Raw genomic sequence first — 23,969 nt, 5'->3', positions numbered from 1 at the left:
GCCTTCAACTACAAAATTAGCAAAAGGGCTTACCATAGCTGCTGCTATTGAAAAGTCAACCGATGGAGGGACGACTCTAGGGCGCCGCAGGCGCAGCCGTAAGGTCAGCGAGGGCCTTATCCATGCGTTCTTGCTAATGTGCGCCTTGGTCTCGGTAGGCACCACCCTGGGCATCATTGTGGTGCTTATGACAGAGACCTTCAGCTTTTTTAAGACCGTGCCCTTCTGGGATTTCATCTCGGACACCCAGTGGGCGCCCAAATTCCAGCCGCAGCATTTTGGAATCCTTCCCTTGGTGAGCGGCACGCTGCTCGTGGCCTTGGGCGCGTGCGTTGTCGCCCTTCCGGTGGGACTGGCTACGGCCATTTTTATGAGCGAGTACGCGCCTGACAGGCTGCGGCGTACCCTCAAGCCGATCCTCGAAATCCTGGCCGGGATTCCCACCGTGGTGTACGGCTACTTTGCTCTGACCTTTATTACCCCCAACATCGTGCGGCAATTAAATCCGGACGCGGCTATCTTTAACGCCTTCAGCGCGGCCCTCGTCATGGGCATCATGATCATTCCCATGGTGGCCTCTTTGAGCGAAGACGCCATGGTAGCGGTGCCCAGGTCCCTGCGCGACGGTGCCTACGCCCTGGGCGGGAGCAAGCTGCAAGTGTCGCTGCGAATTGTGGTTCCGGCAGCGCTGTCAGGGATTATCGCATCCTTCATACTGGCTGCGTCTCGGGCCATTGGCGAGACTATGATTGTTACCATAGCCGCGGGCGCGGTGCCCAACCTGACGGCCAACCCCTTTGAAGGGGTGCAGACCATGACGGCATACATCGCTCAGACCAGCCTGGGGGACACTCCCCACGGCAGCATTGAGTTTATGACGATTTTCGCGGTGGGTATGACGCTGTTTGTGATGACCTTCATACTCAACATCATCGCCGATTTGGTGGTGCGGCGGTACAGGGAGGAGTATTAATGGCAGTGGCTATAACTACGCCCGCCGCTTACAAACGCAGGACCTCCGGCATGAAAAAGCGCTCCAGCGCTTTCTACGGCTTGACCCTCATGGCTACCCTCGTGGGAGTGGTGTTCCTGGTGGTGCTAATGGTGGATGTGGTCAGGGACGGCTGGCGATGGCTGGACTGGGACTTCATCACCAGTTTTCCTTCCAGGAGGCCTGTGGATGCGGGGATCAAATCGGCCCTATTTGGCACCCTATGGCTCATGGGGTTCACAGCGTTAATCGCCTTTCCCTTGGGAGTGGGCGCCGCTATATACCTGCAGGAATATGCTCCAAAGCACTGGGCGATTTCTCTCATCAAGCTGAACATAACTAACCTGGCGGGTGTTCCATCAATTGTTTACGGGATTCTAGGACTGGCGGTGTTTGTGCGAGGCATGGAGATGGGACGAAGTGTAATGGCCGGGGCGCTGACCATGTCTCTTCTAATCCTTCCCATAATCATCATAGCGGCCCAGGAAGCCCTCAAGGCTGTGCCCGACTCGCTCCGCCAGGCCTCCTACGCCCTGGGCGCGACGCGATGGCAGACCACATGGAACGTGGTGCTTCCTCAAGCTCTGCCAGGAGTCTTGACCGGCAATATCCTGGCCCTATCCAGGGCTATTGGCGAGACGGCGCCGCTTATAGTCATAGGTGCGTTGACCTTCATCGCCTTTACCCCCACCAGTCCCTTGGACCAGTTCACCGTGCTGCCTATACAGACTTTTAACTGGGTTTCCAGGCCTCAAGCGGATTTCCAAAGTCTGGCGGCGGCGGCTATCATAGTGTTGTTAGTTATTCTGCTCACTATGAACGCGGGGGCTATAATCCTGCGCAATAAATTCCAGAGGAGGAGCGAAGGGTGAGCATGCAGCCAAGGGCTACGGAGAAGGAGCCCGCGCCCTCCAGCGTCGGAGAAGCCGAAACCCGCCCCGCCAGGCGGGAAACTTCCAAGTCCTCCGAGGTCAGGATAAAGATAGCCGAAGACATCTTGCGAAGGCTGGAAGGCACGGAACCCGAGGAGGAGATCAAAACTGTTGGAAAGCTGGTAACTAAAGACCTCAACGTCTACTACGACAGCTTCCGCGCGCTCAAGGGTATAAACATCAGGGTGCCGGAGAAGAGGGTGACGTCCATCATCGGCCCCTCGGGATGCGGCAAAAGCACCCTCCTGCGCTGCTTCAACCGTATGAATGACAGCATACCCGGCGCGCGAATTGAGGGTGAGGCCTTGTTTAACGGCGAGGACATATATGACCCTCGTGCCGATCCTACGGAGATCCGCTTCAGGATAGGTATGGTGTTCCAGAAGCCAAACCCGTTCCCCAAGTCCATTTATGATAACGTGGCCTTTGGGCCTCGAATCAACGGCTTCAAGGTGGACATGGATGAGATTGTGGAGCGGTCGCTCAAGCAAGCGGCTTTGTGGGAGGATGTAAAGGAGCGGTTAAAAGATAGGGCCTACAACCTATCTGGCGGGCAGCAGCAGCGGCTGTGCATCGCCCGTGCCCTGGCGGTGAACCCCGAGGTGATACTTATGGACGAGCCGGCCTCAGCCCTGGACCCGGTGGCCACCCAGGCCATCGAAGAGCTAATTCGTACCCTCAGCCATGATTACACCATTGTCATTGTGACGCATAATATTCAGCAGGCGGCTAGAATTTCGGACCGCACCATCTTTATGACCATGGACAAGGACAGGTCGGGCTTTGTGGTCGAAGACGGAGATACCCTTCAGGTCTTTACCCTGCCTAAGGATGAGAGGACAGAGGCTTTCATAACAGGTCGGTTCGGCTAGAAGGGGAGGAATCATGATTACCAACAAGTTAGCGTCGCAGCTTAGGGCCTTGGAGGACGAAGTCCTCCTCATGGGCAACATGGTGGAGAAGGCGGTGGCCAAGGCCCTCGACGCTCTAAAACGCCGCGACCTGGACGCCTCACGCCAGGTGATCCGCGAGGACGACCACATAGACCAGAAGCGGTATGAAATCGAGGATCGGTGCATCAACCTCATAGCCACCCAGGCGCCGGTAGCCCGCGACCTGCGGCGCATCATCGCCGTCCTTAACATAGCATCCGAGCTGGAGCGGATGGGCGACTACGCTGAGGGCATCGGCAAGATCAGCATTATGATGGGCGAGGAGCCGCCCCTGAAGCCCCTTATCGATGTGCCCAGAATGGCTGAGAAGGCGTCGCAGATGCTAAAGCGGGCCCTGGACGCGCTAGTGAACCGTGACGTGGCCATGGCCTTCCAGGTCTGCAGTGACGACGATGAAGTCGACGCCCTCTACGACCAGGTGTATCGCGAGCTGCTGATGTACATGATCGAGGACCCCAAGACCATCAAGCGCGCCACCTTCCTGCTATGGGTGGCCCACGACCTGGAGCGGGTGGCTGACCGCGCGACGAACATAGCGGAGCGGGTTATCTACCTGGTGACGGGCAAGTTCCAGGAGATAAACGTTTCCAAGTACTAGACTGTAACTACCGCCGCGTCAGTTCCTCCCTCAGCCTTCGTATGAGAACTGGCAGCTCCTCCTCTGAGACGTTGAAAGGGTCCACCGCCATTTCATACTCGGGCTGGTAGGTGGTCTGAAGGTGAATGGGCGGGTTGCCAGACTCCAGGGCTTTCAATAACTCGGCGCGAGGGCGGCCTTTCCAGCTTTTCGTCAGAGTTATAAGGGCGCAGGGGATGAGGTAGTCGTGGTCGTCGTGATGGATGGACATGCTGACACCGGGGACTTCTATGAGGGCGTCGACGACCTGCTGGCTCATGCGGCGGAATCGGGCCATCTGCGCGGCCTCGTCCTCCTTGACGAATATATTCAGTGCTGTGACGAAGCCGGCGATCTCCTCCTTGGACACCTTCATGCCTCGACCGATGAACTGGTTGGGGCTGGCGTTGGCCCAGGCGGCGTCGATGAGGTCCTTACGTCCGAAGAGTAGGCCGGAGCCTTGCGGCCCCAGGATGCCCTTGCCGCCGCTGATGGTCACCAGGTCCGCGCCCTGGCGAATGTATTTACGAAGGTTCTCGCGGGGCGGCACCATAGAAGCGGCGTCGACGATGACGGGCACACCGTGGGCATGGGCGATTTCAACGACTCTAGGCAGGGGCAGGGGCGTCTTGCAGGTGAAGGGCGAGAATAGGTAGGCGACGGCGGCGGTGCGGTCGTTGATCGCCGCCTCCAGCTCCCAGTCCTGGCACTTGCGGGCCTCGCCCACCGTCACCAGCTTAGCGCCGGCGGCGCGGTAGGACTGGTCATAGACAAAGCGGTGCATAGTCTGGATAACGATCTCGTTCTTCATGCCGTCGGTGTCGGGCAGGCGGGCCATCCTGGCGGGGTTACTGCCGGCGATGACAGCGGCAGCCTGAAGCATTAGGCCCGACGCCGCGCCGTTGCAGACAAGCCCGGCCTCGGCGCCGGTGGCGCGGGCGATGACCTCGCCGGCCTGGTGATTAAGCTCGGCCATGTTGACCATAGTCACGGCGGCCTGGGCCATGGCATCAAGGACTTCAGGCCGGGGTCTTGAGCCGCCCAGACGGGTGACAGTTCCGGCGGCGTTGATGATGGGCTTTACGCCAAGGCGCTCATAGACGCCCGAGGCTTTGGGTTTGGTGGACATGGCGAGACTCCTGCGAAGGTTGCGGGGAGTATAGCATCAGGCATCACAACGGGAAACGCGACGTTGACCCTGAGCGTAGAGCGATGTAGCATCGCCTCAGCTTTGAGCAGGAGGGTGCATTGGCTCGTCGCAGCATGTTGACGCCGGAGGTAAAGGCGCTGGTCGGCACGGTTTCCGATCTGGAGGCCAACCTCTTCCCTATATCCAGGGAGATGGTCTACGACCTGGCCGACGCCATCGAATTTCCACACCCGATGTTTCTCGACGAGGCATATGCCGGACGAAGCCGCTTTGGCCGCCTTATCTGTCCTCCCCTGGCGACGTGGAAGGAGTGGAAGCAGCCCATCAACTACTTTGGCGCGGGGCAGGAGGGGATTCTAGAGATACCGACCAGCATCAAAAGCTACGGCTTTAACGGCGGCGCCGAGTGGAACTTTGTACGACCTGCCTATGTTGGCGACACGATGACTCGTCAATATAGGGTCACGGACGTGTACGAGAAGGAGGGACGGTCAGGGCTACTGGCCTTTGTGCATCGAGAGGAGACACAGACCAACCAGAAAGGCCAGGTGGTGGTGAAGATCAAACGGGTGAATATATTTCGAGAGTTGAGGGAGGAAGCGGAAGGCACTGTCAATGAGGCTACGATGAAGCTGACACTGGTATCGCCACCGTCCAGGAATGAGGTGGTGGTGGGGCCGCGATGGAAGGTCGGACCGCAGCGATGGTTTGAGGAGGTGTCGGTGGGGCAGGATGTGACGCCGCTGGTGAAAGGCCCGGTGACCACGACCCACCTGGTACGATGGGCGGCGGCCAACGGCAACTACGCCCGAATCCACTGGGACCTGGCGTTTACCATGCTGCTTCAGAAGCTGCCTAACGTAGTGGTCAACGGAACCCTGAAGAACCAGTACATCGGCGAGATGCTGATGCGCTTCGCCGGGGATGAGGGGTGGCTCAAGCGGTACTACATCGAGCATCGCGGCATGGACTATGCGGGCGACTCGTTGACGGCCCATGGAAAGGTCACAGCTACGAGAGATATGAGGCATTACGGGCTGGTGGAATTGGAGGTCGGCCTGCGGAACCAGCGAGGCCAGCAGAGCGCGACAGGCTCAGCGACAGTGGCGCTGCCGAAGCGAGATAAGAGACTGCCGCTGGAGTGGGAGGAGTAGCCATTGCTGGGGCAGGTGTTGGACGGCATCAAGATTCTGGAATTGGGAGGCGGCAAGGCATCCTCCTTTTGCGCTCGATTGCTGGCAGACTACGGTGCCGATGTCATCAAATTAGAGGCACCCGGCAGCGGGGATGTGCTGCGACGCCATGGGCCTTTTGTTGGTAACACGCCCCACGCTGAGAAAAGCATACCATTCCTGTACCTGAACACCAACAAGCGGTCGATAACTCTGGATATCGTGTCGCCGACGGGCTGCTTGATTCTCAAGAGACTAGCCCAGTGGGCGAACGTGGTGGTGGAGGGCCATTCGCCATCGCACCTAAAGGGCTTTGGTATGGGATATGAGGCGCTGTCCAGTGAGAACCCGTCTCTGGTCATGACATCCATTACGCCCTTCGGCCAGATGGGGCCGTACCGTGACTATAAGGCTAGCGATATCGTCACCACGGCCATGAGCGGGCTGATGTACCTGTCCGGCGACGCCGATAAGGAGCCCATCCGCAATGCCCTGGACCAGTCGCTGTACGTGGCAGGGACGCAGGCGGCGGGAGCGACGCTGGCGGCGGTGTATCAGGGCATGGCTACATCAAAGGGCCAGCACATCGATGTGTCGATTACCGAGTGCATGGCACTCCATCTGGTGCAAGCTGTATCGTCCTACGCTTACATGGGCGCGGTACGAGGCCGGCGGTCGCCGATGAACTCGGGCCTGGACGAGGTTATGCCTTGCGCCGATGGATACGTCCTGCCCTCAGCCCAGGGGTCGCAGCCGTGGGAGGTGGCGGTGGAACTATTGGGCGTGGAGGAGATGAAGGCCCCGAAGTTTTCTACTGCAGAGGGCCGCATAGCCCACGGGCCGGAGCTATACGACCTACTGATCAAGGGGCTGTGGAAGTGGAACAGAAAAGATTTGTTCCACGCTTCAGCGGAGCGGCGCCTGCTTTTTGGTATGGTGCAGGACGCGGGTGATTTATTTGAATGTCCGCAGCTTCGATCGCGAGGGTTCTACACGAAAGGGACGAACCTGGAGGCTGATGGAGTTGAATTTCCGGGGGAAATCGTCAGATTGAGCGAGGGTAGTTATCGGATGCAAAGGCCCGCGCCGCTGTTGGGCCAGCACAATGAGGAAGTCTACTGCGGAATGCTGGGTTATGGCAAGGAGGAGATGTCACTACTTCGCAGGTGGGGGGTCATATGAGCGATGCGTTACCCTTGAAAGGCCTTCGAGTGGTGGACGTGAGCCGTGTGTACGCCATGCCTTACGCAGCGGCGCACCTGGCGGACATGGGAGCGGAGGTTATCCGGGTGGAGGCGTGTCACATACCGGACACTCGATTGCAGCTTTTCGCGCTGCCTGATAACCAGCCGGGGGAATTGTGGTGGGAGAGATCTGGGACATTCCATACACTGAATCGAGGCAAGCGCAGCCTGACGTTGGATCTGACAAAGGGCGATGCCTTGGAACCGCTGAAGCAGCTCATCGCCAAAAGCGATGTGGTCATTGAGAACTATACGCCTCGAGTGAGCCGCCGCTTCGGGCTGGACTATCCTAGCCTGAAGAAGCTGAAAGAGGACATCATTCTGCTGTCCAACACAGGCTACGGGCATTCGGGGCCATGGAGCGAGTATGGGGCGGTGGCGGCCACATTGGAGTCGGTGCACGGCACCGGCGCCTTTATGGCCTACGATGGCGTCCCGGCCAAGATTGGCAACTCTTACACCGACTTCATCGCGGCATGGACGGCGGTCTTCGCGCTGATGGCGGCGCTGATACACCGTCGGCGCACAGGGCGAGGCCTGTGGATAGACCTGGCGATGTACCAGGTTGGTGCGTCGTTTGTGGGCGAAGGTATCTTGGACCACGCTTTCAATGGCCGAAGACAAAGGCCATTGGGCAACCGACATCTAAGCTGGTCGCCCCACGGGTGCTATCCATGCAGAGGTGACGACGAGTGGGTGACCATAGCGGTGCGGGATGACCAGGAGTGGCAGACCTTGTGCGGGGCTATTGGGAAGCTGGAGTTGGCGAAATCCCCTAAGTATGCGGACCCGGCGTCGCGATACGAGCGGCAGGACGAGGTTGACAGGTGGATCAGCGAGTGGACTCGAACGCGGGATAAGCATGAAATCATGAATACGTTGCAGTCAGTGGGGGTGCCCTGCGGGGTGGTGATGAAAGCGCGGGATATGTTCAAGGATACGCATTACAAGGCTCGAGGGTTCTTTGAGGGTGTGCATCATAGCCCGGACAGCGGCATAGGTGAGAAGCCTTACATCAGCAGAGGATGGCGAAGCTCAGGCATGGAGTCTCGGATACAAGGCCCCGGCCCGTCGCTGGGGGAGGCCAACGAGTATGTACTGCGGGACATCCTGGGGCTGAGCGCCGGAGACGTCGCCAGGCTGGAGCGGGAGGGAGTTATCGGAAGGAGCCCGGTGGGCGCGTCGTCGCCGAGGCCGCTGCCGCTGGAGCAGCAGAAGTTGTTGGGCTGGATACAGGACTACGACGTCGACTACAAAGAGCGGCTGGGCTAGTACTTGTAGTCGTCACGGACAGGGGCGAAGATGTCCAGCACCTTGGCCTTGGAGGACGAGGTCTTGGCGTAGTGTTCCACGCCGGGCGGGATGATATACATGTCGCCAGGGGAGAGTACCCGGACCTCGTCGCCGATGCCCATCTCCATTTTGCCCTCTAACATAATGCCGGACTGCTCCTGGGTATGGGTGTGCCGCGGCACCTCTACGTTAGGGTCAATGTCCACGTAGGACAGGAGGGTGTTCTTGCCCCAGAAGCTGCGGATGCGTCCGCCTTTGACAATCTCTTTAGCTTTTCGATCCTTAGCATTGTAAAAGAAAGGCATATTACCTCCGTAATAGAAGAGGTCAGGCGCCATTGTCCCCTACCCTAATGGCAGGCGCAAGGCCCGCTTAGAAACCCAGCCCTTTCTCCTTCATGCTAAAGAACTGGTTGCCGCCGCCGATGATGATGTGGTCGAGAAGCTCTATGTCCAGGAGCTTGCCAGCGCCCACCAGCTGGCGGGTGATGGCGATGTCGTCGGCGCTGGGGGTGGGGTCGCCGGAGGGGTGGTTGTGGACGACGATGACGTTGGGGCAGTTCTGGGTGACGGCGGGCTTGAAGATTTCCGCCACACGCACCATGGCCGAGTTGACGTTGCCGATATACACCCGGCTTATGCCCTGAACCTGGTTCTTGGTGTTGAGGACTACTACTCGCAAGTGTTCTTGCTGTAGGAAGGACATCTCGCCCATGAGGAGGTTGGCGATATCTCGCGGCGAACTGATTCTAGGGGTCTCCTCGGGCTGGAGGGACGAGTACCGGCGCCCCAGCTCCAGGGCCGCGAGGAGCTGGCAGGCTTTGGCCTCGCTGATGCCGTGCTCAGAGCAGAGTTCGGAGTAGGAGGCGCGGGCCAGGCCGGCGAGGCCCTGGAAGCGGCGGATGACGCGGGAGGAAAGACCCATAACGCTTTCGCCGGTGACTCCGGTGCGCAAGAGGATAGCGAGAAGCTCGGTGTTGCTGAGGGCGGAGGGGCCAAAGGCTTTGAGGCGTTCCCTGGGGCGCTCCTCGGTGGGGAGGTCCCGAATCATGGCGGTGTAAGGGGCGGGTGTATCTTGCATCTTTGGGACTCCTTGGGGGACTCCCTGGCCCAATTTTCAACTCCGGGTGATGGCGCCGGCGGCGAGGACGGCCAGTACCACTACAATAGCGCCGAAGACGGCCCATTCGGCACGGCTAAGAGCGGACTGCTTCTTCGCAAGGACTCTGAGGAACTGCATGAATTTCTCCTCGGGATGCCTTGGGTTGTCAGCGCCGGGCGCGCTTGCTGCTGGGCAAGATAGTACCACAAAAGCCTGAGCGGGGACTTTTGGGTGAAAAGCCTTTGCGGGAGCGTTTTTGCGGGGCGCGGCAGAACCTATAATTGGCTCCTATGACTGACGCATCGCTCATCGCTTACCTGGCGGTGGTGGGGGTGGCGGTGGGGAGCTTCATGAACGTGGCTATCGACCGGTTGCCGCGGGGCGAGTCTCTGGTCTCTGGGAAGTCCCACTGCGACGCCTGCAGCAAGCGCATTGAGCTATACGCCCTGACGCCGCTGCTGGCATACCTGTGGCTTCGAGGGCGGTGCCGGTACTGCGGGGCGCGGATTCCGGTGAGGGTACCGGTGGTGGAGGCGGGGGCCGGGGCGCTCTTCGGCGCGGCGGCGTATCTGTACGGCGCCAATGTAGAGACGCTTATCGCGATAGTTAACATAAGCGTGTTCCTGATCATCTTCTTTATCGACATGGAACACAGGCTTATTCTGAACAAGGTGCTGCTAGCGGCCTTCCCCGTGGCGCTGGTCACGTTCCCATGGGGGCCGGTGGGGATGGAACATTCAGTGGGCGAGGCGTACCTAAGGTGTCTGGTCGGTGTAGGGACGGGGTTTGGGGCGATGCTGTTGGTCTACGTGGCGTCTCGAGGCGGCATGGGGGAGGGGGATGTAAAGATGGGGGGTCTAATGGGGGCGGTACTGGGGTTCCCGCATATCCTGGCGGCCTTCTTCATCGCCTTTGTGGTCAGCGGGCTGACCGCGCTGGCGCTGATGAAGATAAGGGGAATGAAGCGCAAGGACGTGATGCCTTTCGGGCCGTTTTTGGCCGCATCGGCCATCGCGCTGCTGCTGGCGGGGGAGGGGGCGTATGGGTGGTATTTGGACCTGCTGGGGAGGTAGGGCACCAGAACTTATTCGTTTTGTGGGGGCGAAACAAATTCTTTGATTAGATTTCCGCCGCTGTCGTCGGCCCTCACCTCGACGACACCTTTGGTAGGGCTGTATTTGAGGGCGTTGGTCAGGAGGTTGAGAAAGACCTGCTGAAGCCTGCTTCTATCGGCCTGTATGGGGGGCCAGGTTGTCCTTTATATGGAGGGCGATACGCTGGTGGTTGCGCCGTGCCGCGGGCTGGAGGATATCGCAGGTCTCGTGGAGAAGGGCTTTAACGTCTACAGATGTAAAGGATACCTTGAAGGCCTTGGTCTGCAGTCCGGCCAGCTCCAGCAGCTCCTCCACCCGCGCTTTCAGGATTTCCACGCCCGCGGCAATATTGTTCAACAGTCTGGCGTCGGTGCTTTGGGGTGGGGCCTTCATGGTTTCCGCGAGGAGGCCGGTGGAGGAGACGATGGGCGTCAGGGCTGTGCGAATTTCGTGGCAGAGGACGTTGAAGAAGTGGAAGGTCTCCTGGCGTTGCTGCTGGAGGTCTTCGTTCAATACCTCGGTTTTTCGATACAGGTCGCCTAGCTCCTTGGCGTAGATGAGGAGCTGGCTGCGGGTCATGGTTTCGAAGGAGGGTTCGGGCTTAGTCGACCGCGACTCCTCCGCGCCCTTGGTGGAGGCTGTTTGGGTTTCCAGGAGCTTGCCGACGGTATCAAGGACGGCCTGGGTGCTGAAAGGTTTCCCTATGACCGCGTCGGCGCCGGAGTCGAGGCCCATCTTTATGTCGGTCTCGGAGGTCAGGGCGGTTACGAGGACGATGGGGATGGACGAGGTGGCAAGGTCAGACTTGAGGCTTTTGACGACCTGGAGTCCAGTCCTTTTGGGCATGGCGACGTCCAGGATTACCAGATGGGGATGCTCGCTTTTTATAAGGTCCAGGGCGGCGTCGCCATCCCGGGCGGTAAGGACGTCGCAGCGGAGAGGCGCCACAAGGGTTGTGAGCAGCTCCTGAATCATTTCCTCATCGTCAGCGATGAGGATTTTTCGTTTAGCAGGAGCCGGCTTAGCGCTGGACCGATTGGCTGCCGACTGAGGCATAGAAAGACCTAGATTAGGCACCTGGGTTTAGTGGGGATATGAAGCGTAGCCCAGGTGCACAGCGCTCCTTGTAGGCTAGCTAGCTGATTACTATACCACAGGCGTTTATGACACGCGCACCGTACGAAGGGGTCTAATTTGGTGTTTTGGGATGAGAATAGGGCTCTTCATTATGGAAGGTGAGGAAAGCCTGATGATGGGGGTACTTTACGTAACGCTGAAGAGAAGGATTATCATCACGGGTTTCTTTGAACAATGATCCAACCTTGGTACTAGTCGGGGCACCCTCATCACCCTTTATCTCGCCACGGCGAGCTTACAGCCCTCTTCTCCCGACTACGGGAGAAGAGGGAAAGAAAAATTAGGAACCACAAAAAAGGACTGGGCCTCTCATGTGAGAGGCCCAGTCCTTTTGAGCGCAGAGGTGTTTACCTAGCTAGTCGAAGGGTCAGTGGGGGAAGCGGCCTGCTGGGCGGCCAGTTCGTCCTGGCAGATGGAGCAGATGTACTTGCCATCCTTTTGGGCCTGAGCAGCCACATTCGCGGCCACATTGCGCTTGCGGCCGCATCGAGAGCAGGTGACTGCCTCGGTGGGAGCCGGGGAGGGCGCGGGGGCGCCGCGGCCTCGAAACCCCGTGTAGTCGGGGTTGACGCGCCGCTGGGCCAGGAAGCGCTCTCTATCTTTTCGCTTGCTCACGTTAAGCCGCCAGCGGAAGAGGCGTTACTTCAGGACTACCTTAGCGCCGGCTTCCTCAAGCTTCTTCTTGATGTTGTTAGCCTCATCCTTGCCTACGCCCTCTTTAACGGCCTTGGGGGCGCCTTCAACCAGCTCCTTGGCCTCACGCAGGCCCAGGTTGGTGACCTCCCGGACGGCCTTGATGACGTTAATCTTGTTGGGGCCGACTTCCTGGAGTGTGACGGAGAAGTCGGTCTTCTCCTCGGCGGTGGCAGCGGCTCCACCGGCGGCGCCGCCGGCGGCGGGAGCGGCGGCCACGGCCACAGGCGCGGCAGCGGAGACGCCGAACTCCTTTTCCAGCTCTTTGACCAGGTCAGCCAGTTCCAGGACTGACATACCCTTGATAGCCGTTAGCAGTTCTTCCTTAGTCATGATTCCTCCTAGCGTTTTGCTTGTTCTTTAAAAATTCCGATACCTATGCGGCGGGTTTGGCGGACTCCATCTGTTTAATCCGCGCTTGCAGCACGATTCCTAGACCGGAGATGGGACTCTTCAGGCTTCCGACCAGCCGGGCCATGGGAAGCTGAAGCTGTCCCAGGAGCTTGGCGACTAGTTGGGATTTAGGCGGGAGGGAGGCCAGGGAAGAGACCTGCTCGGCGGTGAGGACCTGGGTGCCCATGAGGGCGCCGTTGATCACAATGTTGGCCCTGGTGGCTCGAATGTACTCGTCCAGGGCTTTGGCGGCGTCCACGGGCTCGCCATAACCGAAGGCGATGACGGTTGTGGCCTTGACCACGTCCTTGAGGGACGGTTTTTGGGCCTGGTCCGCGGCTATGCCGACCAGGGTGTTCTTGACCATTCGATACTCGATCTTCTTCTCGCGCAATTTGCTGCGCAGGTCCGTCATGGCCGCGCCGCCGAGACCCTGGGGGTTGGTGGCGATGGCGATGGTGGCCTTGGAGATCTTTTCCTTCAGCTCCGTGACTTCATCAATCTTTTTTTGTGTGGGCATAGAACCTCTCTAAACAAAAATCCCTGCGCCAAAGCGCAGGGAATAAAGCTCATGGAGCTGTTCCTGTACGCTTCGGCGGGCTGAGTTTTTTAATCCGCCTAAGGCGGAGGCCCGCTGTCTTCAGCGAAGGTTTCTAAAACTACTCTACTTTATCAGAAGCCACCTGGTTGACGTCAAGTTTGAGGCTGGGTCCCATGGTGCTGGTAAGGAAGGCGGTGCGTATAAAGGCGCCCTTGATGCCCGCCGGCCTGGCTTTTACCACGGCGTCCATGACGGAATTGATGTTGTCGACAAGCTTCTCTTTGGGGAAGCTCTTCTTTCCTACCGGGACATGGATAATGGCGGTGCGGTCAGTGCGGTACTCGACGCGCCCTTTCTTGGCCTCTTCCACGGCCTTGGGAACGTCCCTGGGCTGCACCATGGTGCCGGTCCTGGGGTTGGGCATGAGTCCCTTTCTGCCAAGGACGCGGCCCAGCTTACCTATCTTGGCCATCATGTCCGGCACGGCAAGGCCCACGTCAAACTCGGTCCAGCCGCCTTCAACTTGCTTGATTAAATCTTCGTCGCCGACGAAATCGGCGCCGGCGCGTTTGGCCAGGTCGGCGGCTTCGCCGTTGGCGAAGACCAGGACCCGAACGCTCTTGCCCAGGCCGTGGGGCAGAGTAGCTACGCCGCGTACGGCCTGGTCGGTCTGTTTAGGGTCGGCGTTGGTGCGGAGGTGCAGTTCGACGGTCTCATCGAACTTGGAGGTCTTCATCGAGAGAAGGGATTCCACAGCCTCGTCCAGGTTGTAGGCCTTCTCCCTGTCGACGACTTTAGTGGCTTCCTGATATTGCTTGCCGTGTTTATTCACAGGAGTCTCCTAAACTATCTCAATGCCCATGCTGCGGGCGGTGCCTTCAACAATTTTGACGGCGCCTTCTACGCTGGCGGCGTTGAGGTCCCGCATTTTCTGCTTGGCGATCTCTTCCAACTTGGCGCGGGGGATTTTGCCAACGGACTCCCGGCCCGCCAGGCCGGAGCCTTTGGGGACGTTGGCAGCCTTACGTAGCATGTCCGAGGCCGGCGGGGTCCGCACCACAAAGGTAAAGGAACGGTCTTCGTAAACGGTCAGGTGGACGGGAATGATAGACCCTGACTGGTTGGCGGTCTTGGCGTTATATTCCTTGACGAAGGCCATGATATTGACGCCGTGCTGGCCCAGGGCAGGGCCGACGGGGGGCGCCGGGGTGGCCTGGCCAGCCGGCAGCTGCAGTTTAATGATTGCTTTAACTTTCTTAGCCAATGGTTACTCCTAGACCTTCTCTACCTGCAAGAAATCCAACTCCACGGGGGTCTCGCGTCCGAAGAAGGAGACCAGCACGCGAATTCTGGCCTTGTCCGGGTCCACGTCGTTGACCACGCCCATGAAGTCGGCGAAGGGGCCGGCGGTGATGCGGACGGTCTCGCCCACCTGTAAGCCCACGGTGATCTTGGGAGGTCCGGACTCTATCTGAGCAAGGATGGCGTCGACCTCCTTGGGTTCCAGGGCAATGGGCTTAGGTCGCTTGTCGCGCTCGTCCTCGGTGGAGACAAAGCCGGTGACGCCTGGCGTGTTGCGCACGGCGTACCAGCTTTCGTCGTCCATCTTCATCTGGACCAGGATGTATCCTGGGAAGACCTTTTTCCGCTCAGAGCGGCGTTTGCCGTCCTTGATAGCTATTTCTTCCTCGGTGGGGACAATAACCTGGAGGATCTTGTCCTGCATATCCAGGCTGTTGATGCGCAACTCCAGGTTCTTCTTCACCCGCTCTTCCTGGCCGGAGTAGGTGTGGACAATGTACCAGCGGGCGTCTTGGGTGTTCTTAGCGGCGGTATCAGTTTTGCTGGTTTTGGAGGTTGTCATGTTTTCCAACTATGGCAGGACGATGTATTTAGTGAAAGTCCTGCTGAAGCCGAAGTCGAAGACGCCGAGCAGCGCCCCGACGAATCCGCCGACGACCAGGACGACTATGGTGAGACGGACAGTCTCATCCCGGCTGGGCCAAACGCACTTGCGGAGTTCAGAGACCACCTCTCCGAGGAATCGAAAAGGGCTGAACCGCCGCACTTCCTCAGAGGAGGGACGGCGCAGGGCGGCGCCTGTGGGCCTGTTGGCCATTTACCGTATCTCCTTGTGCAGCTTGTGGCCGCGGCAGCGGGGGCAGTATTTATTAAACTCCACTCGGCCCGTGTCGTTGCGGCGGTTTTTCTGAGTGTTGTAGTTCCGCTCGCGACAGTCCGGGCACTGGAGGGTGATTAGAGTCCTAACGTCTCCACGCTTCTTAGCCATGACCTATTCCTTGACTTTAGTGACCACGCCGGCGCCCACAGTCCTGCCGCCCTCGCGGACGGCGAAGTGCATGCCTTCTTCCAGGGCCACCGGGTACATGAGGTTGACTTCCATCTGGGTGTTATCGCCGGGCATGACCATCTCCACGCCTTCGCGGAGCTTAATGTCGCCGGTGATGTCGCTGGTGCGAATGTAGAACTGGGGCTTGTAGCCTGTGAAGAAGGGGGTATGACGGCCGCCCTCCTCCTTGCTCAGCACGTAGACCTCGGCATCGACCTTGGAGTAAGGCTTGATGCTGCCGGGCTTGGCGAGGATGTTGCCGCGCTCGATGTCCTCGCGCTCAATGCCGCGCAGGAGGACGCCGACGGCGTCGCCGGCCTCGGACTCGTCCAGGGTCTTGTGGAACATTTCGAGGCCGGTGGCCACGCTCTTCTTGACCGCGCCGAAGCCGATGATTTCGACTTCGTCGCCCACCTTGATGGTGCCGCGCTCGACACGGCCGGTGACCACGGTGCCGCGGCCCTTGATGCCGAAGACGTCCTCGACGGGCATGAGGAAGGGCTTGTCCTTGGGGCGGGCGGGCACGGGGATGTACTTCTCCATGGCTTCCACCAGCTGGAGGATCTTCTGGGACCAGGGACCGGGCTTCCCGGCCTGGACTTCCTCCAGGGCCTTGAGGCCGCTGACGCGGACAATGGGTATCTCGTCGCCGGGGAAGCGGTACTGCTTGAGGAGCTCGCGGACTTCCAGTTCGACGAGCTGGAGGAGCTCTTCGTCTTCCATGGCGTCCACCTTATTAAGGGCGACCACGATGCGGGGCACTTCCACCTGGCGGGCCAGGAGGATGTGCTCTCTGGTCTGGGGCATGGGGCCGTCCGGGGCGCTGACCACGAGGATGGCGCCGTCCATCTGAGCCGCGCCGGTGATCATGTTCTTGATGTAGTCGGCATGGCCCGGGCAGTCCACGTGGGCGTAGTGGCGGGTGGGCGTCTCATATTCGATGTGGGAGATGTTGATGGTGACACCCCTGGCGCGCTCTTCCGGCGCGTTGTCAATATCTTCATATTTCATGAATTTGACGCCGGTGTTCTGAGCGGCCAAAACGCCGGTGATAGCCGCCGTCAGCGTGGTCTTGCCATGGTCCACGTGGCCAATGGTCCCGACGTTCAGGTGGGGCTTGGAACGAGAGTATTTTTGCTTTGCCATCTAAGGCTCCTCTAAAAAGTTTGCAAATCTGGAGCCCACAGGCGGAATCGAACCGCCGACCTCGCCCTTACCAAGGGCGTGCTCTGCCGGCTGAGCTATGTGGGCTTGGGGCGTCTAGATTGTTGTGACCTCTTATGGTGGAGGGGGTAGGATTCGAACCTACGAAGCCCTTCCGGGCGCCGGTTTTACAGACCGGTGGCTTAAGCCGCTCACCCACCCCTCCAAAGTTTTGGTAATGAGTTTAACACAAGAGAAAGACTTACCTACTCTATATGATTGGGACTTTCACAACGAGCGCCGGGAAAGCCCCAGAGGGGACTCGAACCCTTAACCTGCTGATTACAAATCAGCTGCTCTGCCAGTTGAGCTACTGGGGCCCGTATTCGCCCTCAAACGTATAAACGCGACGGCATGGCCGTCACGTGATAACAAATTGTACGAAATGCAGTTAATTTCGTCAAGGACGTTTGGAGGGTTTAGACGAAGGGATATCTAGGGGCTGTCGTCCTGCGGAGGTTCCTCCATGTCCGGGCCATCGTACTGCGCGCCGTTCATGGAGTTGTCTAGAGCCAGTGTGACGGCCCGGGCCAGGGTGGGGACATAGATGGGGGTCATTCCTTGAGGAAGGGGCAATTTGCCCTGGGAGGTGGCGGGCAGGATGGCCTGTTTGAAGCCAAGCCTGGCCGCTTCCGAGAGGCGGCGCTCCATCTGGGTAGCGGAGCGCAGTTCTCCGCTGAGGCCGATTTCGCCGATGGCGACGAGGTCTTGTTTTATGGGCTGGTTTTTCAGGCTGGAGGCAAGGGCTAAGGCTAACGCCAGGTCCGCGGCAGGCTCAGTAACTTTCATGCCGCCGGCCACGTTGACGATGATATCCTGGGCGGCGGTGGAGAGCCTGGTGCGGCGTCCCAGGACGGCGGCCACCATGATCATTCGGTTGAAGTCCACGCCGTTGGCGGTGCGGCGGGGCACGGGCATACCGGAAGGCGAGGTAAGGGCTTGTATCTCGACCATTAGTGGCCGGGTGCCTTCCAGGATGGGGGTGATGGCGGAGCCGAGGGCCTTGACGCCTCGCTCGGCCAGGAGGGCCTGAGAGGGGTCCTGGACTTCCTTGAGTCCCTTGCCGTCCATTTGCAGGATGGCCACCTCGTTGGTGGAGCCGAAGCGGTTCTTGACACTCCGCAAGACACGGTGGGCGCCGAGGTTTTCGCCGTCCAGATAGAGGACAACGTCCACCATGTGCTCCAGGACGCGGGGGCCGGCCAGGGCGCCGTCTTTGGTCACATGCCCGGCTAGCAGCACGGGGGTGGAGGAGGCCTTGGCCCATCGAAGGAGGCGGAGGGCGCACTCGCGCACCTGGGCCACGCCGCCGGGGCCGGACTCGATCTCCTGGGTGGATAGAGTCTGGATGGAGTCAATGATGGCCAGGGCGGGCTTCATCTCGTTGAGGCGCTGAAGAATCAGGTCGACGTCGGTCTCGGCGAGGAGGAAGACGCCCTGGCCGGACAGGGCCATGCGGTCGGAGCGAAGCTTTATTTGCCGCTCGGACTCCTCGCCCGATACATACAGGACCTGCCGTCCCTGGCCGGAGACGTGGCTGGCGACTTGCAACAGCAGGGTGGACTTGCCGACGCCGGGTTCGCCAGCAAAGAGAAGGAGGGAGCCGGAGACGAGGCCGCCGCCGAGGACAGTGTCCACCTCAGGCATACCCATCGATATGCGAGGCTGGTCTTTGGTCGAAACCTGGGACAGCTCCTGGGGCTGGGAACCGACGCCGCCGATCCAGCTTCGGCGGGCGGCGGACTTGGGGGCGGACGGGGCCTCCACGAGGGGTTCGCGGAGGCCGCAGGCGGCGCAAAAGCCCATCCACTTAGGGCTTTCGTGGCCGCAGTTCTGGCAGAAGAAAAGGGTCTTGTTGGAAGGCAAATTGGGCGCTCGGCAGTCTAGGAAAAAGCTAGAACAATTATACCAGAGGGGGCAGCCGCGCTCACGGCGTGGCGGGCTGGGGCTGCACGGTGGTGCTCTCCACAGGCCTGGGCGGCGCCTTGATGTTAAGTATCAGGAGTCCGGCCATGCCGAATAGGCCAATAAGCATCCACCAGACCAGGATGTAGCTGTCGTTGTTGGCGCCGTAGATGTATCCCGCCAGGGGCGCGCCGATACCCTGGCTTATGAGGACAGCTGGCATAACGATGCCTCGAATGGTGCCCAGGAAGGCGCGGCCGAAGTATGCGGCCCAGACGTAGGCGGTGACGATCATGTTGGCCCCCACGGCCAGTCCGAAGATGGTGGTGGAGGCGAATAGGAAGAAGGTGTTGTAGGCCATAATCATCAGTATTACAGCCACGATAAACCCTATGCAGGAGCAGAAGGCTACATAACGGACCTGAAACCGGTCCACCAGCAGCCCGGCGCCGAAGGCCATGAGGGCGGCGCCGGCGGCGTCGGCGGAGAAGGCCAGGGAAACAATAGTGGCGTCGAAGCCTTTGTCCTCCCAATAGGGAAGCCGGTGGACGCTGCCCAGTCCCTGGGCGATGCCGAAAATGGAGAAGAAGGCGATAAGGAGCCAGAAGGCGCGAGTGCGTGTGGCCTCGCGGACGGTCCAGGGATACTCGTCCTGACGGCTGGCGGAAGCGACGGCGCCGACGGGGCGTTCGGAGTCCGGTGGGTCACCGTCAGGACGGAGGCCCATGTCCTCCGGCTGGCGGCGAATAAAGAAGGCCGCCAGGGGGACTGTAATGCCTACACCTATGATGGCGAGGAGCACCCAGCCGCCGCGCCATCCCACGGCGTCGATGAGAATCTGGGTGATGGGCATGAAGGCGATGCCCCCCATACCTATACCCATAGTGGTCAGCGCCAGCGCCCGGCCCCTTTTCTTTACGAACCACTTGGCTACCGGTGTGGAGGTTAGGAGGGCCCCCGGGGATGACAGCCCGGAGAGTCCCATAACACCGAAAAGGACCAGGAACTGCCACGGCGCGTTGATGTAGAACATAGCTATCATGCTGATGCCGGTGACAACAGAGGAAATGATGATGAGGAGCTTGGGGCCGTGACGGTCTATCATCCTACCTATGATGACGCTGGACAGGCCGCTGGAGAGCATGCGGGTGGTCTGGGACCAGCCGATGAAGCCGCGTGACATCTCCAGGGAGTCACCCATGGGCTTGACGAAGAGGCCAAAGTTAAGGGTGCCAGTGGCCATGGTGGCGAAGTTCACCATGAAAAGGGCAGCCACCACCACCCAGCCATAGAAGAAAGGCCTACTCATTGGAGCAGGCCTTTCTTGGCGTTGGCTTATTTATCTGATGGTGCCGGCGATGGCCGTCAACCGTGGGCGTATGCGTATCCGCCTTCCAGGCGAGGCCGTATCTTTAGGTGGAAGCTACGGCAGGTACGCTGGCCTTGATGACGATATCCTCGCCTTCAAGGTCAACTACGGCGGTATCGCCGCCGTGGATGCGTCCGGCCAGAAGCTCCTCAGACAGCTTATCCTCAACAACGTTTTGTATAAGGCGGCGCAGGGGTCTGGCGCCAAAGTTGGGATCGTAGCCCTTCGCGCCCAGATGTTCCTTGGCGGCCTGGGTGACTTCCAGCTTGATCTGCTTCTCGGAAAGCTGCTTCTCTACCTGCTTGAGCAGGAGGTCCACAATCTGGAGGATGTGGTCCCTGGCCAGGGTGTGGAAGACCACGGTGGCGTCAATGCGGTTAAGGAACTCCGGCCGGAAGAAGCGCTTGACCTCTTCCAGCACCTTGTCCTTCATTCGCTTGTAAGCCTGCTCACCAGTCTTGGCCTCTTCCGCCTTGATGGAGAAGCCCATAGCGGTCTCGCGACGGATAAGGTCGGAGCCCAGGTTGCTGGTCATCACAATAATGGCGTTGCGGAAGTCTACGCGGCGACCCTTAGCGTCTGCCAGATGACCATCGTCAAAGATCTGGAGGAGGATGTTGAAGACCTCGGGGTGAGCCTTCTCGATCTCGTCCAGGAGTATGGCGCAGTAGGACTTGCGGCGAACGGCCTCGGTGAGCTGGCCGCCCTCTTCATAGCCGATGTAGCCAGGGGGCGCGCCGATGAGCCGGGCGACGGTATGACGCTCCATAAACTCGGACATGTCCAGGCGAATCATGGCCTCTTCCGAGCCGAACATGAACTCGGCCAGGGCGCGCACAAGCTCGGTCTTGCCGACGCCGGTGGGGCCGAGGAAGAGGAATACGCCCACGGGCCGCCTGGGGTCCTTGAGGCCGGCGCGGGCGCGGCGCACAGCCTTGGATATAGTGACAATAGCCTCGTCCTGGCCAATGATGCGCTTGTGCAGCTCTTGTTCCATGTGGAGGAGGCGCTGAGTCTCTTCCAGGGCGAGCTTGGTGACGGGGATGCCGGTCCAGAGGCTTACAACGTGGGCCACGTCTTCATCCTGGACCACGGGCTTCTCTTTAACTTGGGTGTCCTGCCACTGCTCCTTCTGGCCTTCCAGCTTTTCAGCCAGGCGAAGCTCGCGGTCGCGAAGCTCGGCGGCGTACTCGTACTGCTGGCCGCCGATGGCGTCGTCCTTTTCCTTTCGGACGCTTTCAAGGACGCGCATGGTCTCGTAGACAGACAGGGGCGTAGCGCTGGAGCGCAGGCGCACTCGTGAGGCGGCCTCGTCCATCACGTCAATGGCCTTATCGGGGAGGAAACGGTCTGGGATAAACCGGGCCGCCAGAGTAGCGGCAGAGTGAAGGGCCTTGTCCGTTATGGTGACCTTGTGATGCTCTTCGTAGCGGACGCGTATGCCTTTGAGGATGCTGACCGTTTCTTCCACAGTAGGCTCTTCCACCATGACAGGCTGGAAGCGACGCTCCAGGGCGGGGTCCCGCTCCACGTGCTTGCGGTAGTCGTCCAGGGTGGTGGCGCCGATGGTCTGAAGCTCGCCGCGCGCGAGGGAGGGCTTGAGGATGTTGGCGGCGTCGACAGCGCCTTCAGCTGCGCCAGCGCCGACAATGGTGTGCATCTCATCGATGAACAGTATGCAGTTGCCGGAGTTGCGTATCTCTTCAATGACCTTCTTGAGGCGCTCTTCGAACTCGCCGCGATACTTAGTGCCGGCGACCAGGGCGCCCATGTCCAGGGTCAGCAGCCGCTTGCCCTGAAGTGTTTCGGGGACTTGGCCGGTGATAATGCGCTGGGCCAGGGCTTCGACGATGGCGGTCTTGCCGACGCCCGGCTCGCCTATGAGGACGGGGTTGTTCTTGGTGCGGCGGCTGATGATCTGGATAACGCGCTCGAGCTCTTTCTCGCGGCCTACCACAGGATCCAGCTTGCTGGACTTGGCGGCGGCGGTGAGGTCTATGCCTAGCTGGTCAAGGGTGGGAGTGCGGGTGGCGCTGCGGGAGCCCTGACCGGGGGCCGAGGGCGCGCTCTGGCTGAGGACCTTCTGGGTCTCGGCGCGCACCTTATCTAAGGTGACGCCCAGGCTTTCCAGAACGCCGGAGGCCACTCCCTCGCCCTCGCGAAGGAGTCCTACCAGAAGATGCTCGGTGCCGATATAGGAGTGGTTCATGCGGCGGGCTTCGTCCACCGCCAGCTCGATAACCTTCTTAGCGCGAGGAGTCAAACCAATTTCACCGCTGACGGGCTTTTCGCCGCGGCCGATAATAAATTCGACAGCGGCGCGGACCTTATTCAAATCGATGCCAAGGTCGGTGAGGACCCTGGCCACCACACCCTCATGCTCCCTGACGAGGCCGAGGAGAATGTGTTCAGTGCCGATATAGTTATGATTAAACCGCTGAGCCTCTTCCTGAGCGTATGTCAGGACTTTTCTTGCTCTTTCCGAGAACTTTTCAAATCTGCTTGACATGGATCTTCCTCAAACCTGGATGGGGCTGACTGCATAATGGACACAGTCTGTGCGGTGTGCTTCCGGTGAGGAATTCCCCCCTTTCCTGATTAATTACCGAAGCGTGTAGCCCCTATTAATTTAGTACGAAGGGCCGTCCTGCGCAGTTCTGTTTCCTTACGAGTTCTGTCTCTTTGTGACGGGCCGCGCAGGGGTTAGATTTATTATATGTAGGTAAAGCTAAAAGTGTAAAGGCGTACAAGATGAGTTTATCGGGATTTTTCGAAGAATGTGAATCATTTAACAATTGAATCACATATGCAGCGGAAGGGGAAGTGGTTGGGAGAGTAAAGAGCGGGTTGTCCGAGTTTCCCCTGGCGGTGGCCTATTTTCCCACCTTGTCGCCAAGGCAGTATCGTCGGCGCTGGGGCGTTTCACTTCCGTGTTCGGAATGGGAACGGGTGGGGCCACCCCGCTCTAACCACCAGGGAAAACAACGTGAGAGTCATTATCCTGCAAAAGGCCTAATTTCGCAAGGGGTGTTTACCCTACCTTACGCCAAGGTTTGCGGCGCCACGTTTATCCCCGTGGGAGGCATGGGCGCCGGAAAGGTTGGATATGGAGTGGTTGTGGGTCTGGCACCCTACCCAGACCTGGCCGTCTGAAAAGACCTCTTTTTTCCAGATAGGGACGGACTCTTTTATCCTGTCCACAATGCGGGCGCAGGCCTGGAAGGCCTCTTTTCGATGGGGCGACGCCACGACTACCACCAGGCTGAGGTCTTCGATTTCCAGCCTGCCGAACCGATGGGCGATGGCGATGTCCTGTAGCCTAAACTCGGCCATGACCTCTAGCCGGACCTCTTCCAGCTTCTTGCGGGCCATAGGCTCATAGGCTTCGTATTCGAGATACAGGACCGTCTTACCCTCGGATGTCCTGCGGGTGGCGCCGAGGAAAGTGACTACTGCGCCGTTGGAGTCGCGGCGGACGGATGCTGTGATAGGGACGGGGTCTAGGGCATCAGTGGTGAGGACAATCATATACAGCCTCCGCTAACGGGCGGGATTAGCGCGACCTCGTCCCCCTGTTTGAGGACTTCTTCTTTGTCAGCGAACTCCTGGTTGACCGCTACGACTATGTCCACACCTGGGGGGGCCAGTTCTGGAAAGCGGCGCCGCACGGCGGACACCAGGTCTGCGACGGTGGAGCCTGGCGGAAGGCGGAAGGTGTGGGTGGGGCCGCCGGCGCGCTCCCGGTATAAAGCGAAGAAGCGCACATTGATAGATAACTCGCCGGGGGAAGCGGCCCCGGGTGATTTTGAGGGATTGCGGGTTTCCATAGTAT

General features: G+C 59.6%; 26 protein-coding genes, 3 tRNA genes and 1 rRNA gene. 8 read left to right on the top strand and 22 right to left on the bottom strand.

Annotated features, from left to right (window positions below; all coding sequences use genetic code 11):
* Positions 1 to 136: 136 nt before the first annotated feature.
* From pstC to phoU, 4 genes are read left to right on the top strand one after another with little or no spacing between them, the layout of a single operon-like run.
* On the top strand, positions 137 to 973 hold the full coding sequence (gene pstC / locus FJ320_02085; GenBank protein MBM3924767.1) for a phosphate ABC transporter permease subunit PstC: 837 nt from the start codon (positions 137 to 139) through the stop codon (positions 971 to 973).
* The gene (gene pstA / locus FJ320_02080) at positions 973 to 1,863 is read left to right on the top strand and encodes a phosphate ABC transporter permease PstA (GenBank protein ID MBM3924766.1); all 891 of its coding nucleotides are present in this window, start codon (positions 973 to 975) and stop codon (positions 1,861 to 1,863) included. The genes pstC and pstA overlap by 1 nt, the downstream gene beginning before the upstream one ends.
* A gap of 2 nt (positions 1,864 to 1,865) precedes the next feature.
* Positions 1,866 to 2,795 carry a phosphate ABC transporter ATP-binding protein gene (gene pstB, locus FJ320_02075; protein MBM3924765.1) on the top strand — a complete coding sequence of 310 codons (930 nt, stop codon included), beginning with the start codon at positions 1,866 to 1,868 and terminating at the stop codon, positions 2,793 to 2,795.
* 13 nt (positions 2,796 to 2,808) lie between these two features.
* The gene (phoU, locus tag FJ320_02070; GenBank protein MBM3924764.1) at positions 2,809 to 3,474 is read left to right on the top strand and encodes a phosphate signaling complex protein PhoU; all 666 of its coding nucleotides are present in this window, start codon (positions 2,809 to 2,811) and stop codon (positions 3,472 to 3,474) included.
* A 7-nt stretch (positions 3,475 to 3,481) separates the two neighbouring features.
* Here the strand turns inward: phoU and FJ320_02065 are convergent, their stop codons facing one another.
* Positions 3,482 to 4,621: an aminotransferase class V-fold PLP-dependent enzyme gene (locus FJ320_02065; GenBank protein MBM3924763.1), complete on the bottom strand. Its 1,140-nt coding sequence runs from the start codon at positions 4,619 to 4,621 to the stop codon at positions 3,482 to 3,484.
* Positions 4,622 to 4,740: 119 nt separating this feature from the next.
* Between FJ320_02065 and FJ320_02060 the strand changes: the two genes are divergently transcribed.
* From FJ320_02060 to FJ320_02050, 3 genes are read left to right on the top strand one after another with little or no spacing between them, the layout of a single operon-like run.
* Positions 4,741 to 5,796, top strand: a complete 1,056-nt coding sequence (locus FJ320_02060) for a hypothetical protein (GenBank protein MBM3924762.1) — start codon at positions 4,741 to 4,743, stop codon at positions 5,794 to 5,796.
* A gap of 3 nt (positions 5,797 to 5,799) precedes the next feature.
* Positions 5,800 to 6,996, top strand: a complete 1,197-nt coding sequence (locus tag FJ320_02055; GenBank protein ID MBM3924761.1) for a CoA transferase — start codon at positions 5,800 to 5,802, stop codon at positions 6,994 to 6,996.
* The gene (locus FJ320_02050) at positions 6,993 to 8,330 is read left to right on the top strand and encodes a CoA transferase (GenBank protein MBM3924760.1); all 1,338 of its coding nucleotides are present in this window, start codon (positions 6,993 to 6,995) and stop codon (positions 8,328 to 8,330) included. The genes FJ320_02055 and FJ320_02050 overlap by 4 nt, the downstream gene beginning before the upstream one ends.
* On the opposite strand, the gene FJ320_02045 is transcribed toward FJ320_02050, so the two are convergent.
* Together FJ320_02045 and FJ320_02040 are read right to left on the bottom strand one after the other, a co-directional pair.
* Positions 8,327 to 8,689 carry a cupin domain-containing protein gene (locus tag FJ320_02045; GenBank protein ID MBM3924759.1) on the bottom strand — a complete coding sequence of 121 codons (363 nt, stop codon included), beginning with the start codon at positions 8,687 to 8,689 and terminating at the stop codon, positions 8,327 to 8,329. The genes FJ320_02050 and FJ320_02045 overlap by 4 nt on opposite strands.
* A gap of 34 nt (positions 8,690 to 8,723) precedes the next feature.
* Positions 8,724 to 9,401 (bottom strand): JAB domain-containing protein, encoded by a 678-nt coding sequence (locus FJ320_02040; GenBank protein MBM3924758.1) that lies wholly within the window; start codon positions 9,399 to 9,401, stop codon positions 8,724 to 8,726.
* A 341-nt stretch (positions 9,402 to 9,742) separates the two neighbouring features.
* On the opposite strand from FJ320_02040, the gene FJ320_02035 reads away from it, so the two are divergent.
* The gene (locus FJ320_02035) at positions 9,743 to 10,525 is read left to right on the top strand and encodes a prepilin peptidase (GenBank protein ID MBM3924757.1); all 783 of its coding nucleotides are present in this window, start codon (positions 9,743 to 9,745) and stop codon (positions 10,523 to 10,525) included.
* Positions 10,526 to 10,678: 153 nt separating this feature from the next.
* On the opposite strand, the gene FJ320_02030 is transcribed toward FJ320_02035, so the two are convergent.
* The 19 genes from FJ320_02030 to moaD all read right to left on the bottom strand — a co-directional run bounded on the left by FJ320_02030 (position 10,679) and on the right by moaD (position 23,964).
* Positions 10,679 to 11,602 carry a hybrid sensor histidine kinase/response regulator gene (locus FJ320_02030; protein MBM3924756.1) on the bottom strand — a complete coding sequence of 308 codons (924 nt, stop codon included), beginning with the start codon at positions 11,600 to 11,602 and terminating at the stop codon, positions 10,679 to 10,681.
* A 432-nt stretch (positions 11,603 to 12,034) separates the two neighbouring features.
* Positions 12,035 to 12,298, bottom strand: coding sequence for a hypothetical protein (locus FJ320_02025; protein MBM3924755.1), 264 nt, complete (start codon positions 12,296 to 12,298; stop codon positions 12,035 to 12,037).
* A 24-nt stretch (positions 12,299 to 12,322) separates the two neighbouring features.
* Complete coding sequence (locus FJ320_02020) at positions 12,323 to 12,709, bottom strand: 50S ribosomal protein L7/L12 (GenBank protein MBM3924754.1); 387 nt, start codon at positions 12,707 to 12,709, stop codon at positions 12,323 to 12,325.
* A gap of 43 nt (positions 12,710 to 12,752) precedes the next feature.
* On the bottom strand, positions 12,753 to 13,289 hold the full coding sequence (locus FJ320_02015; protein ID MBM3924753.1) for a 50S ribosomal protein L10: 537 nt from the start codon (positions 13,287 to 13,289) through the stop codon (positions 12,753 to 12,755).
* A gap of 139 nt (positions 13,290 to 13,428) precedes the next feature.
* Positions 13,429 to 14,142, bottom strand: a complete 714-nt coding sequence (locus FJ320_02010; GenBank protein MBM3924752.1) for a 50S ribosomal protein L1 — start codon at positions 14,140 to 14,142, stop codon at positions 13,429 to 13,431.
* Between the two features lie 9 nt (positions 14,143 to 14,151).
* Entirely contained in the window at positions 14,152 to 14,574 is a 423-nt protein-coding gene (gene rplK, locus FJ320_02005; protein MBM3924751.1) for a 50S ribosomal protein L11, read from the bottom strand.
* Positions 14,575 to 14,583: 9 nt separating this feature from the next.
* The gene (gene nusG, locus FJ320_02000; protein MBM3924750.1) at positions 14,584 to 15,174 is read right to left on the bottom strand and encodes a transcription termination/antitermination factor NusG; all 591 of its coding nucleotides are present in this window, start codon (positions 15,172 to 15,174) and stop codon (positions 14,584 to 14,586) included.
* Between the two features lie 9 nt (positions 15,175 to 15,183).
* Entirely contained in the window at positions 15,184 to 15,429 is a 246-nt protein-coding gene (secE, locus tag FJ320_01995) for a preprotein translocase subunit SecE (GenBank protein ID MBM3924749.1), read from the bottom strand.
* A complete protein-coding gene (gene rpmG / locus FJ320_01990) occupies positions 15,430 to 15,600 on the bottom strand; it encodes a 50S ribosomal protein L33 (GenBank protein MBM3924748.1) in 171 nt (56 codons plus the stop codon).
* A gap of 3 nt (positions 15,601 to 15,603) precedes the next feature.
* Complete coding sequence (tuf, locus tag FJ320_01985) at positions 15,604 to 16,806, bottom strand: elongation factor Tu (GenBank protein ID MBM3924747.1); 1,203 nt, start codon at positions 16,804 to 16,806, stop codon at positions 15,604 to 15,606.
* Between the two features lie 29 nt (positions 16,807 to 16,835).
* Positions 16,836 to 16,911: transfer RNA gene (locus tag FJ320_01980), tRNA-Thr, on the bottom strand.
* 30 nt (positions 16,912 to 16,941) lie between these two features.
* A tRNA-Tyr gene (locus tag FJ320_01975) sits at positions 16,942 to 17,029 on the bottom strand.
* Positions 17,030 to 17,110: 81 nt separating this feature from the next.
* Positions 17,111 to 17,183 (bottom strand) — tRNA-Thr (locus FJ320_01970).
* Between the two features lie 115 nt (positions 17,184 to 17,298).
* On the bottom strand, positions 17,299 to 18,729 hold the full coding sequence (gene radA, locus FJ320_01965) for a DNA repair protein RadA (GenBank protein MBM3924746.1): 1,431 nt from the start codon (positions 18,727 to 18,729) through the stop codon (positions 17,299 to 17,301).
* Between the two features lie 61 nt (positions 18,730 to 18,790).
* On the bottom strand, positions 18,791 to 20,077 hold the full coding sequence (locus FJ320_01960) for an MFS transporter (GenBank protein ID MBM3924745.1): 1,287 nt from the start codon (positions 20,075 to 20,077) through the stop codon (positions 18,791 to 18,793).
* Positions 20,078 to 20,180: 103 nt separating this feature from the next.
* Positions 20,181 to 22,646, bottom strand: a complete 2,466-nt coding sequence (locus FJ320_01955; GenBank protein MBM3924744.1) for an ATP-dependent Clp protease ATP-binding subunit — start codon at positions 22,644 to 22,646, stop codon at positions 20,181 to 20,183.
* A 351-nt stretch (positions 22,647 to 22,997) separates the two neighbouring features.
* Positions 22,998 to 23,114 (bottom strand): 5S ribosomal RNA (gene rrf, locus FJ320_01950).
* Between the two features lie 59 nt (positions 23,115 to 23,173).
* Positions 23,174 to 23,665 (bottom strand): molybdenum cofactor biosynthesis protein MoaE, encoded by a 492-nt coding sequence (locus tag FJ320_01945; protein ID MBM3924743.1) that lies wholly within the window; start codon positions 23,663 to 23,665, stop codon positions 23,174 to 23,176.
* Positions 23,662 to 23,964, bottom strand: coding sequence for a molybdopterin converting factor subunit 1 (gene moaD, locus FJ320_01940; protein MBM3924742.1), 303 nt, complete (start codon positions 23,962 to 23,964; stop codon positions 23,662 to 23,664). Before moaD ends, FJ320_01945 begins: the two co-directional genes overlap by 4 nt.
* Positions 23,965 to 23,969: the final 5 nt, after the last annotated feature.

Source organism: SAR202 cluster bacterium (assembly GCA_016872285.1).
In the GTDB taxonomy this organism is placed as follows: domain Bacteria; phylum Chloroflexota; class Dehalococcoidia; order Lucifugimonadales.
This window is presented reverse-complemented; position numbering and strand designations above follow the sequence as displayed.